The 12,131-nt window shown below is 69.3% G+C and carries 6 protein-coding genes; 2 read left to right on the plus strand and 4 right to left on the minus strand.

Translation table 11 applies throughout. From position 1 onward, the window contains the following. Positions 1 to 3: 3 nt before the first annotated feature. From J7520_RS02090 to bioB, 4 genes are all read right to left on the minus strand, one after another. Positions 4 to 2,562, minus strand: a complete 2,559-nt coding sequence (locus J7520_RS02090; protein WP_291183278.1) for a serine/threonine-protein kinase — start codon at positions 2,560 to 2,562, stop codon at positions 4 to 6. Positions 2,563 to 2,647: 85 nt separating this feature from the next. Continuing rightward, entirely contained in the window at positions 2,648 to 5,389 is a 2,742-nt protein-coding gene (locus tag J7520_RS02095) for a serine/threonine-protein kinase (protein ID WP_291183280.1), read from the minus strand. Further along, entirely contained in the window at positions 5,386 to 5,952 is a 567-nt protein-coding gene (locus J7520_RS02100; RefSeq protein ID WP_291183282.1) for an ECF-type sigma factor, read from the minus strand. The genes J7520_RS02095 and J7520_RS02100 overlap by 4 nt, the downstream gene beginning before the upstream one ends. A gap of 44 nt (positions 5,953 to 5,996) precedes the next feature. Further along, positions 5,997 to 7,010: a biotin synthase BioB gene (gene bioB / locus J7520_RS02105; protein ID WP_291183284.1), complete on the minus strand. Its 1,014-nt coding sequence runs from the start codon at positions 7,008 to 7,010 to the stop codon at positions 5,997 to 5,999. Between bioB and J7520_RS02110 the strand changes: the two genes are divergently transcribed. Further along, positions 7,009 to 7,884 carry a ComF family protein gene (locus J7520_RS02110; RefSeq protein WP_291183286.1) on the plus strand — a complete coding sequence of 292 codons (876 nt, stop codon included), beginning with the start codon at positions 7,009 to 7,011 and terminating at the stop codon, positions 7,882 to 7,884. The genes bioB and J7520_RS02110 overlap by 2 nt on opposite strands. Positions 7,885 to 8,195: 311 nt before the next feature. Further along, positions 8,196 to 12,095: an NACHT domain-containing protein gene (locus tag J7520_RS02115; protein WP_291183288.1), complete on the plus strand. Its 3,900-nt coding sequence runs from the start codon at positions 8,196 to 8,198 to the stop codon at positions 12,093 to 12,095. Positions 12,096 to 12,131: the final 36 nt, after the last annotated feature.

Consider the following 12,131-nt stretch of genomic DNA (forward strand, 5'->3'; position numbering starts at 1 on the left):
GGTCTACCGGGTAGGCGTCGCCGTCGACGCGATGCGCGCGCGCTCGGCGCCGCTTTGCAGCAGCGCGACGGAGTCCGCCTCGATCGCGCCCGGTACTTTCGCCAGGCGCGCGTTGGCATCGGCGAACCGCTCGGCGGCCTTCTGCACCAGCGCGCGGCGCTCCGCGGGCGAGACGTCGGCTTCCGCGCTGCGTCGCAGGTCGAACTCGGCGCGCAGGCCGTCCAGCCACGCGCCGAGGCCGATGCCTTCGGGCTGCTCGGCGAGTTCCTGCGGCAGGGCGTGCAGCATCCGCTCGATCTCGTCGAGCTGCGCCAGCTGCGCGCGCGGCGAGGTCTGCGCGCGCGCCTCCGCTTCGACCTCGAACAGGCGCACGCTGATGCGGTTGAGGCCGGTGCGCTGCTGGTCCGGATCGAGCGCGAGCATGCGCGCGTCGTAGGCGCGCGCCTTGGCGAAATCCCCGCGCGCGGCGGCGAAGTCGCCGCTCTTCGCCGCGAGGTTGGCCGCGACCGTGTGGCCGACGATGAGGTTGATCAGCGCGCGCAGGTCGTCGGGCCGGCGCACGAGCAGCGCTTCGAGGATGGTCTGGGCTTCGCGCAGTTCGGCGAGCGCCTGCCCGCCGCGCTGCGGATTGGAGGTCTGGTCGAGCAAGGCCTGCGCGAGCGATTGCAGGTTCACCGCGTAGGAATTGTCGGCCTCGTCGTGCAGCGAGCCTTCCTCGACGCGGCGGCGCACGTCCACGAAGTAGCTCTTCGCATCGGACAGCATCGCCACGCGCTGGTCGACGGAGGTACCGACGTCGTGCGCCTCGGCGTAGGTGCGCAATGTCTGCGCGCGCGCGTGCGTCAGCGCGACCGGCTCGTCCGCGCGCACGTCCTCGCGCGCGAGGGCGGCGGCGGCTTCGAAGTGCATGCGCGCGTCGTCGAACTTCTGCTGCGCCGCTTCGCTTTCCGCGAGCAAGGCGTAGATGGACAGGAAGCGCTGGCGCGAATGCACGTCGCGTCCGCCGAGCGCTTCGATCCGTTCGAGCACGCCGATCGCCAGCTTCGCCGTCGCCGCGCGCTGCTCGGGCGGCGCCACCATGCGCTCCTGCAAGCGCGCGAGCTTGATGTAGCTGGTCGCCACTTCCAGCAGCAGGCCGCGGTCGTGGCCGGCCTCGGCGGCGAGCTTGCCGAGATATTCCAGGCTGGTGTCGAGCAGGGCCTGCTGTGCCTTGGCCGTGCCCGGCACGTAGGCGATTTCCTCGTACACGGTGCCCATGAACTGGTTCGCCAGCGCGCGCACGCTGGCGAAGTGCTTCTCGGCGCGCGCGGCCTGGTCGCGCGCCAGGTGCGCCTGGCGCAACGCGTAGGCGGCGGTGCCGAGCAGGGCGGCGACGGCGAGCGTGCCGAGTCCGACGCCGATGCGGTTGCGCACGAGGAACTTGCGCGCGCGATAGGCGAACGCGCCGCCGCGCGCGCGCACCGGGCGGTCGGCGAGATGGCGCCGCACGTCGTCGGCGAGCTGCTCGACGCTGGCGTAGCGGCGCTCCGGTTCCTTGCGCAGCGCCATCAGCACGATGTTGTCCAGATCGCCGCGCAGTTCGCGCTGCAGTCGGCGGCGGTCGAGCGGGCGCGCCTCGTCGGCTTCGTTCGCCGCCGCGCGCGCGGTTACGCTGAGGCTCGGCCGCTCGGGTTCCTTCGAGACGATCTCCTGCACCAGGTCGGCGAGCTGCGTCTTGTCGGCCTTGTACGGGCTACGCCCGGTCAGCATGCGATAGAGCAGCACGCCGAGCGAGTAGACGTCGCTGGCGGTGGTGATCGGCGCGCCGCGGATCTGCTCGGGGCTGGCGTACTCGGGCGTGAACGCGTTGACCGTCGCCGAATCGGCGGCGCCGCCGTCGACCTCGATCAGGCGCGCGATGCCGAAATCGAGCAGCTTCGCGTTGCCGTTCGCGTCGACGAGGATGTTGCCCGGCTTCAGGTCGCGGTGCACGACCAGGCGCTGGTGCGCGAACTGCACCGCGGCGCAGACATCGCAGAACAGCGCCAGGCGCGCGCGCAGGTCGAGGTCGCGTTCGCGGCAGTAGCGGTCGATCGCGATGCCGTCGACGTAGTCCATCACCAGGTACGGAACGCCGCCGTCCGTCTCGCCGCCGTCGAGCAGGCGCGCGATGTTCGGATGATCCAGGCCGGCGAGGATCTGCCGTTCCATGCGGAAGCGCCGCACCACGTCGCGCCCGCCGAGGCCGGCGCGGATCAGCTTGATCGCGACGCGCTGCGTGAAGCCGCCGTCGATGCGCTCGGCGAGGAACACGGTGCCCATGCCGCCGGCGCCGAGTTCGCGGATCAGGCGGTACGGACCGAGACGGTCGCTGCCCGGCGCGGTGAAGTGCGCCGCGCCGTCGCCGAGCGCGCGCGCGAGCGGATCGTCGGTGTCGGCGTCGGCCTGCAGCAGGCGGCGCAGCGTGGCGCGCTCGTCCTCGCTCATCGGCAACGCGGCGAGCGCGGCTTCGCGCGCCTGCGGCTCCAGCGCGCGCAGGCGCTCGAAGTCGTCGGCGTAGCGGTCAAGCGGCGGCGTGTTCACGCGGCGGGCATCCCTTCGATCGGGCGCGCGAAGCGGGCGTGCGCCGCGTCCCGGTCCGTGCGACGGATGACGGTGTCGGCTTCCATCACTTCATTCCGAGCTGCGCGGCCGTGCGCTCCGCGCCGGCACGGCCGACCTGGTTCGGCAGGAACGCCTCGCGCAACGGCGGCAAGGCTTGCGCCAGCAGGGCGCGCGCCTCGGCGGTGCGGCCCTGGCGCCGCCACAGCTCGGCCCGCTCGCTGCGCACGGTGGCCAGATCGCCGGGCGGTATCTGAATCGCTTCGAGCACCCGCAACGCCTCGGCGAACTCACGGTCGGCGGTCGCGTAGTCGTCGCGCAGCATGGCGAACACCGCTCGCGAGCGCCGCGCGTAGGCGAAGATCGGATGATCGGGAGGCGCCAGCGCCGTCCAGCGACGCATCGCTTCGTCGAGCACGGCGGTGCCCGCTTCGGCGCGCCGCGCCAGGCGCTCGGCGCTGGCGAGCTGCCACAGCACGGACGCGTATTCGATCGAATTCTCGCCGTCGATGCGCTTGGCACGCTCGAGCAGATCCTCGAACTCCGACCTCGCGCGCGCGTAGTCGCCGGAAAGCGCCAGCGTGCGTGCCTGGTTGCGGCGCAGCTGCCGGCGCAACTGGTGATCGGCGCCGACGTTCGCGCGATCGAGCGCCGCGGCGGACTGGCGATCGAAGTCGAGCGCCGCGGGGTAGTCGCCGGCCGCGTCGAGCAGGTCGGCGCGATAGGCGAGCAGGGACGCCATCTCCACGTCGCCGAGCTTGGCGCCGCCGATCGCGACTTCCCATCGTTGCAGCAGTTCGGCCGCCTCGCGATTGCGGCCGAGCTGGGTGAGCACGTCGGCGAGCGTCGTGATCAGCGAGGCCATGTCCGAGCCGCCGGAGCCGATGACTTTCTCCTGCAAGGCAATCGCCTCGCGGATGGGCGCCTCGGCCTCGGCCCAGCGGCCGCAGGTCTTCATCGCGAAGGCCTGCGCGCGCAGCAGTTCGCGCCGCTCCGGCGCGTCGGCCGGGCGCACGGCGGCGACGCGGCGCAGGCCCCGTTCGGCGATGCGGGCGGCTTCGTCGCAGTCGCTGTTGGTCGCCAGCAGGCCGGCGAGCGAGCCGGTCAGTTCGACTTCCAGGTCGAGCGGCGGCGCTTGCTGCTCGGACAAGGCGATGGCCTGGCGCAGCAGGTCGATCGCCTGCGTGGCCTCGCCGCTGCGATTTCGCGCGAGCGCCAGCGACAGCAGGCTGCGCATGCGCTCGATCACGTCGTCCGGCGCATAGCGCTTGCGCAAGGCGTCGGCCGTGTTCGCCGCGGCGAGCGCGTCGGCGCCGTCGTCGGCCGAGGTCAGCTCGTTGCCGAGGAGGTCGTAGTCGGCGGCCAGGCGCAAGGCCTCGCCGCGCTCCTGCGCCTGGGCGCCGGCGAGGCCGGCGCGCATCAGTTCGACCGCGATGGTCTTTTCGCCGAGGCCGCCGTAGAGGCGCGCCAGCAGGCGCTGCATCGTCTGCTTCACCTGCGCATCCGCCTGTTCGGCGTCGAGCGCGCGGCGCGCCGCGTCGAGCAGGTCGCGCACGCTGACCTGCCGGCTCAGCGCGTTCTCCGGCGCGGCGGCCTTGAACGCGTCGGTCAGGAACGCCAGCGCGGCGCGCGCGCTGGCGGCGTCGCGTTGCGAGGCATCGCGCGCCTGCTGCGCGACCGCCTCGGCGGCCAGCGCGCGGTCGCGCTCGCGATCGAGGCGCCAGACGAACAACCCCAGCGCGAGCGCCGCGAGCAGGCTGGCGGCGACGCCGACGCGATGGCGGCCGACGAACTTGCGCAGCCGGTAGGCGCCGGTCATCGGCGCCGCGCGCACCGGGCGGCCATCGCGGTAGCGGTCGAGGTCGTCGCGGAATTCGCCGGCGCTGGCGTAGCGCCGTGCGGGATCCTCGTCGGTGGCCTTGGCGAGGATGCCGGCGAGTTCGGCGTCGAGCGGCAGCGGTGCCGGCGCGCGCTCGCGGTCGGCGCGGCCGCCGACGAGTTCGCCGAGCAGCACGCCGAGGCTGTAGAGGTCGCTGGCGGTGGTGACCGTGCGGCCCTCGCGCTGCTCGGGGCTGGCGTAGCCGGCGCTGAACACGCGCGTGGAGGTTTCGCGCGCGGCGCCGGCGTCGAGGTCGACCAGGCGCGCGATGCCGAAGTCGAGCAGCTTGATCTCGCCGGCGGCGTTGACCAGCACGTTGGCCGGCTTCAGGTCGCGATGCACGACCAGGCGCTGATGCGCGTGGCCGACCGCGTCGAGCATCGCGTCGAACAGCGCCAGCCGCTCGCGCAGGCGCGGCGCATGCTGCGCGGCGTAGGCGAGCAGGTCGACGCCGTCGACGTATTCGAGCGCGAGCCAGGGTTGTCCGTCGGCGGTCTCGCCGCCGTCGAGCAGGCGCGCGATGTGCGGGTGGTCGAGGCCGGCCAGGATCTGCCGTTCCTGGCGCAGGCGGCGCAGGCCGTCGGCCGTCGGGAAACCGCGCAGCAGCTTGATCGCGACGCGTTGCGCGAAGCCGCCGTCGACGCGTTCGGCGAGGAACACCGTGCCCATGCCGCCGGCGCCGAGTTCGCGGATCAGCCGGTACGGTCCGAGGCGATCGCCGCGCGGCTGCGCCAGCCGCGCCGCGCCGGCGCCGAGCGCGCGCGCGAGCGGATCGTCGGCGTCGGTATCGGCGTCGAGCAGGCGGCGCAGCGTCGCGCGTGCCTCGTCATCCAGGGGCAACGCGGCGAGCGCGGTTTCGCGTTCGGCGGGCGGCAGCGCGCGCAGACGCTCGAAGTCGTCTGCGTAGCGGTCGAGCGAGGGCGTGTTCACGCGCTCAGCGCCGTCTTCAACCAGGCGCGGGCGAGGCGCAGGTCGCGATCGACCGTGCCTTCCGAGACGTCGAGCGCGGCCGCGACCTCGGGCCGGCTCAGGCCGCCGAAGTAGACCAGTTCGACCGTCTGCGCGCGGCGCTCGTCGTTGGCAGCGAGGTCGCGCAGCGCTTCGTCGATGCGCAGCAGCTGCGCATCGCTCTCCGGCGTCGCCAGCCCCATCGCCTCGTCGAGTTCGACGCGCTGCACGTCGCCGCCGCGCTTGTCGGCCAGCCGCCGGCGCGCGGCGTCCACCAGCACCTGCCGCGTCGCCTGCGCGGCGACGTGGAAGAAATGGCGGCGGTCGGCCCAGTCCAGCTCGCTGCCGAGCAGGCGCAGCAGCGCTTCGTGGGCGAGATCGGTCGCGCTCAAGGTGGCGCCCGGCATGTTGCGCAGCGACTGCGCGGCGATCGCGCGCACGTTGGCGTAGACGCGCTGCATCAGCGCCTCGCGTGCGTCGGCGTCGCCGCCGCGCCAGGCGACCAGCAGACGGGTGATCTCGTGGTCGGCGCGCGGTTCGCTCACGGCGGGGATTGTACGGTCGTCGGGGTACGGTTTTCCGTCGTTTCTCAGGCCGCCGCGCAGCTCGGCGCGGGGTCCAGGATGTCGGCGTGCACGGTGCCCGATTCGACCTCGACCGGCAGCGCGTGGATGCCGAGGCGGTCGAACAGCGCGAGGTCGCGCTCGGTGTCCGGGTTGCCGGTGGTCAGCAGCTTCTCACCGTAGAAAATGGAGTTGGCGCCGGCGAAGAAGCACAGCGCCTGCAATTCGTCGCTCATCTCGGCGCGGCCGGCCGACAGGCGCACCATCGACGCCGGCATCAGGACCCGCGCGACGGCGATCGTGCGCACGAACTCGAACGGATCGAGTTCCTTCGTGCCGGCCAGCGGCGTGCCCTTGACCTGCACCAGGCGGTTGATCGGCACCGAGTCCGGATGCGCCGGCAGGGTCGCCAGCGTGTGCAGCAGGCCGGCGCGCTCGGCGCGCGTCTCGCCCATGCCGACGATGCCGCCGCAGCAGGTCTTCAGGCCCGCGTCGCGCACGTGGCCGAGGGTGTCGAGGCGGTCCTGGTACTCGCGCGTGTGGATGATCTCGCCGTAGAACTCCGGCGCGGTGTCGAGGTTGTGGTTGTAGTAGTCCAGGCCCGCGTCCTTCAGCGCGTGCGCCTGCGTGTCGGTGAGCATGCCGAGCGTGGCGCAGGTCTCCATGCCGAGCGCCTTCACCGCGCCGATCATGGCGGCGACCTTCGGCACGTCGCGATCCTTCGGCGAGCGCCAGGCCGCGCCCATGCAGAAGCGCGTCGCGCCCGCGGCCTTGGCCTGCTTCGCCTTGGCCAGCACGGCGTCCAGGCTCATCAGCTTCTCGGCGTCGACGCCGGTCGCGTAGCGCGCCGCCTGCGGGCAGTAGGCGCAATCCTCGGGGCAGCCGCCGGTCTTGATCGACAGCAGGGTCGACACCTGCACCGCGTTCGGATCGTGGTGCTCGCGATGCACCGCGTGCGCCTGGCTGAGCAGGTCGGCGAACGGCAGGTCGAGCAGGGCGCGGACTTCCTCGCGCGTCCAGTCGTGGCGGATGGCGGTCATGCGGCTTTCCGATTCGGTAGAGTGGGGCGCAGCGGGCGCTGTCGCACGGCTCGCGAGTCTCGGCGGCCACAGGAGGGCTGTCAACTTGAAAGAAGGAACTGCGGTTGACGGCCTCGCCGCGCGCGCCCTGCGCCTCGTGCTGCCGCCGCGCTGCCTGCTCTGCGGCGCGGTGGGCGCCGACGGGCGCGACCTGTGCGCGGGCTGCGCCGGTGATTTCGCGCTCAATGCGGTCTGCTGCCCGCGCTGCGCCTTGCCGTTGCAGGCGCCCGCGCCGTTGTGCGGCGAATGCCTGAAGCAGGAGCCGCCGTTCGCGAGCGCCTGGACGCCGTTCCGCTACGAGCATCCGCTGGACCTGCTCGAGGCGCGGTTCAAGTTCCGCGCCGATCTTGCCGCTGGGCGGGTGTTGTCGGCGTTGATGATCAAGCGCGCGGCCGCCGACGCGCCGATGCTGCCGGAGTTGCTGATTCCGGTGCCGCTGCACACTGCGCGGTTGCGCGAGCGCGGTTACAACCAGGCGCTGGAACTCGCCGAGCCGCTGGCGCGGGCGTTGGCGATTTCGTTGCGTGCGGATTGGCTGTTACGCACGCGTGCCACGCCGCCGCAGACCGGGCTCGATGCGAAGACGCGGCGGCGCAATCTGCGAGGGGCCTTCGCGGTTGCCGCGGGTGCGACGTTGCCGGAGCACGTGGCGCTGGTCGACGACGTCATGACGACCGGCGCGACTTTGCGGGAATGCGCGCGCGTGCTGCGTGCAGCCGGTGTCGCGCGCGTCGACGTATGGGCGTTGGCGAGAGCACCAGGCCGCTCGGCCGTCCCTTCTCCCGCGAGCGGGAGAAGGGGGCCCGAAGGGCCGGATGAGGGGACCCCGGAGTGAAACCCCTCACTCCGAGCGCTCTCCTCCGGAGTGATGAAAACGCCGGGCGGCGTAGAGCCACCCGGCGCTGCGCTTCAACGTTGCGCGCCGCTTTGGCGCTCCATGCGCTGCAGCCGACGTCGCAGGAGTTCTTCGCAGAGCGCGGCGATTATCTAATTGGTCGGCCCCGCCGTCAGCGGAACGACCACTCGCGCGGCATCGAGTGCCCCGCTGTCCTCTGCTCACGAACATCGCCTGGGGCGACAATTGACCGGTGCTGGCCGCGCGCTCTGCTAGCCGCTTGCCGTCGCCACTTACGGGAGACAACCTGCGTGGGTTCCGAGAAGAAGTCGTCGGGCGGCAGTGCCGCCGCCGGCGGGATGAATTTCCAGGCGGCGGTGACTGCCATTGCCATGGTGGACGCCATTGCTGGGCGGCGGCTGCGATGGTTGGATGCCGCTCAAGCCGACGTGCCGGCCATCGTGCTGTCGGAAACCGGCGGCGCAGGCGATGACATCGCTCTGCTCCTAACCAACGGCAAGAAAGTCGAGGTACAGGCCAAGAAGGGGCTCACGCGGGGTGACCGCCTTTGGGACAGCGTGATGAAGCTCGCCCGAGGGCTCGCCAACGACGCACAGTTGTCGGGTGTACTGGTCGTTTGCCCAAGAAGCAGCACCACGATTCGTGACAACCTGAGCGGCGACCTTCAACGGATGAGTGATGGGCGGTTCGAAGACCTCAGCGAAATCACCCTTGAGTTCCAGGAACGATTGAAGAATGCCGGCATTGAGGTCGCCGATATTGCGCCGCGGCTGCGTGTCCTGACCCTGCACTGCTTGGACGCCGACGGTGCGTCCGTCAAGGCGGCGATAGCAAGCCTTTCCACACTTTCGTCCAACGCAGACCTGGCGTGGTCGGTGCTCTACAACGAAGGCCACGCCCTTATCGAACGCAAAGGGGCTCGCGCTGCCGACCAACTCATGGACATCCTTCGCGCCGCTGGCGTGGCGCCACTGGAGTCTAGCGAGGCGCCCGGTGTCGTGCTGTCAGAGTTCCGTCGATGGACCCTCGAAAAAGACCGCACCATCCGTGTTCCGGGCCATTCCCAACCCTTGGAGGTGAACCAGGCGTGGATAGAGCTCAACGCGTTGGTGGTCGAACCGTCAAGCCTGCCGACAGAGGCCTCCGAAGCGCTGGCGAAATACCATGCTGCCACCGAGCGGTCTCGGGATCAGGGAGACACCGTTTGCGCCCGCTCATTGTCGCGCTTCGTGCACCCGTGCGTCGTGCTTGGTGGACCGGGAATGGGCAAGAGCACCTTGCTCCGCAAGCTCGCTTTCGACCATGCGCTCGAAGGTGCATTAGTGCTGCGCTTTCCGGCGAGAGCGATAGCCAATCGCATGCACGACAAAGGCACGCCTTTTGTGGAGGCCATGCTGGACTGGGTATCCAGCGGCTTCCCTCGAACCCTGACCATGGAGCATTTGCGCGCAGCTGGGCGCTGCCTGATTTTGTGCGACGGCCTCGATGAAGCGGGTTCGCGCCAGCTCCTGGTGGCCGAAGGTCTTCTTGCCTTGCAGGCCGGCTTGCCGAGTGCCGTGATCGTCGCCACCAGCCGGCCCGTGGGCTACGACCCGGCACCGCTGGCGGCGTGGCGACACTACCAGCTCCTGTCCATTCTCTCGACCGACATTCAGCCATTGATCCTGCACCATATCCGGCTGCTGTCGCTGCCAGACCAACAGACGACCGTGGGCGCATTCGCCCGCGAGCAGCTCAGTGGGAACGAGGGCGCGCGCATTGCCGCACGCAGCCCCCTTATCCTGCATTTGGTTGCCGCGATGCTCGCTGAAGGCTTGCCGCTGGCACGGTCGAAAACCAAGCTCTACGCTAGTCTTGTCGAGAGATTGAGTCGCAGCACCTCCCGCAGCGGCGACGGACCTGCGGTCGACATGCCAACCCTCTTGGCTTTCCTGCGCCTCGCGGCTTGGGAGCTGACGTCCCGGCCATCGTCGACCAAAGAGGCATTGCTGAGCGCCTGTGGAAGCGTGCTGGCGCACGAGTTAGGCGAAAGCCTACTGGCCGCCCGCAGGCTCGTTGAGAAATGCTGGGAGCATTGGGAACGCGTGGGCGTCGTGGAGACCTTGTTGTTCCGCGGCGACGAGTTCCCGACCTTCATCCATAAGACCTTTGCAGAGTATGGGGCCGCCTTGCAGTTGACCGCGCTGCCCCTCGACCAATCTGAGGCGCACATCCGGGCGCACCTCGCCCATCCCGATTGGCGGGAGGTGCTGGGCTTTGCTGCATCGATGGGCTGCCTCGACACGCTCGTACGCGAGTTGTTGACCCAACCCGGACAGGATGTGCTCCGTTCGCTCGCCCTGGCAGCCAACAGCGATGCGGATTTGAGCTCGGCGTTGCAGCTCAAACTCTGCGAAGTCGCTGGGTGCGTTATCGCCGGCCCCATCGCGCGCGAAGCGGTGATGGCTGCAGAAGCCTTCGTCGAATTCGGCCTGCGCTACCCCGAAGCAGCAGCAAACACCGGGGCATCGCTGCTTTCATCCAGGCAGCCGTGGACGCGGCTGGCAGGGCTGGCGCTTTCCACGCTCATGCCCGCTGCGGCGGCGGGGCTCCCGGCCGGAGTCGACCTTCTGACTGAAGTCACCGAACAACGCTCGGGCGTGTTCTCGCGGGTGCAGGTAGGCGACTCGGGGCTCGATATTGCTGCCTTCCCGGGGCGGCAGGTCGACATGGTCAGCATGCATGCGGTTCGCAGGGCACTCGACGAGCATTCTGCCGACCTGCCGGCGCTGGTGGCCTTCATCTCGGACGGCAACTACGCGGGGACAACGAATGGGATGATGGAGCTCGCCAGGTTGCTTCAACCGAGCCATCCGGAACTCGCGCGACAGATCGTAGAGCGGCAATGGGGACATCTATCGTTTGACTTGGACGACTTGCCCGACCACTGCGCCAGCTTGTTTGCCGCACTCAAACCCTTGCTTCCTAAGGCGCCGTCGGCCAAACCGCGCGATGCGACCGCATGGCAATTGAGCGGTGTGTTGTCCGCCGTCGATTTCAACTCCCGGCCTGCTTCGGAGCGCTGGCCGTCATGGTTGTCGACCAGCGACGAACGCGTGGAGGAGACCCTACGTGGCCTGCTCGAAGCCACAAGCGTCAATGTTGCCGAGCTGGCCCAGGAGATTGCGGATATTGAGCTTGCGGCCCAGCAGCACGGCAAGCGAGCAAGCTCCATGACCTACGACTTCACCGAGGCCGTGGATATTCGCCCGAACTGGGCAGCTGGTACGCGCGAACTCGACGTGCTTGAGCGTGCGGTGTACATCCCCATGCCATGGCTGTCTCTGACGGCTGCTCGACTAGTGCATGCACGCATCGCCCGAGACGACAACGACGTCCGGCATTGGGTCAAGCGGGCGGTGGCGCACGGGAAAGGGGCGAGCCTTCGCGTCGTGGCCGCCATGACGAAGCTTTTGCCCGCGGACCAACAATTGGGGATGGTGCTGGCGAGGGTGCAGCAGGGGGTGACGCCCGACTTGTACCATCTCGTCGATGCCCTCAGCTCCGCCGACTTGTCCTCTTCGCCGGACATACTGTCGGCGACGAAAGAGGTTCTGATGAGTCGGCACGGTCAACTAGCCGAGCGCTGGTCGAATTGGCTGAGTCAATCCGGAGTGAATGGCACGATTGATTATTCATTGCTCGACGATGCGTTCGAGCATTGGAAATCTGTCGAGGATCCGTATCCCGAGGGCGGTGGCGTGATTCCTGACAGCCCTCGGAAGCACTTACTGAAAATGATGGTGACGAAGGCGGATTTCGAACGCGCTCGGCTGCTCGATCTGGTGTGCGACCCGCGCGGCGATGTTGTGGAAGTCGCGCTCGGCGAGCTATTGAAGGACTTGGCTACTGGCCAATACGTCGATGCGTTCTTGCACGGAGTGGCCAACGGGACCCACAAGGCATCCTGGCTCAGACGTGCGTTGAAAGCAGGTATGAAACTTACCGCCGATCAAACGGCAACGGTACGTCGAATGTTATTCGCCGAGAATCGCCGCTTACGCATGGCGGCATTGGAAATCCTAAGCCTCGATGCGCGACCCGTGGGACAGGATCCGGACTTGGCCCGCCTGATCAAGGATGAAGACCCAGAAATTCGTGAGCTCGCTCGGCGTATGTCCGATAACAACACGACCAATGAGGGAGAGTAATAAGCCATCTTCCCGCGCCGGCGAAGCCGTGCTTTC

The organism is Dokdonella sp. (genome assembly GCF_017744955.1).
Classification (GTDB): domain Bacteria; phylum Pseudomonadota; class Gammaproteobacteria; order Xanthomonadales; family Rhodanobacteraceae; genus Dokdonella_A.

Excerpts from the sequence above, each read along its gene's own strand:
- bioB (WP_291183284.1), bottom strand. The coding sequence starts at position 7,010 with ATGACCGCCATCCGCCACGACTGGACGCGCGAGGAAGTCCGCGCCCTG.
- J7520_RS02110 (WP_291183286.1), top strand. The coding sequence starts at position 7,009 with ATGCGGCTTTCCGATTCGGTAGAGTGGGGCGCAGCGGGCGCTGTCGCA.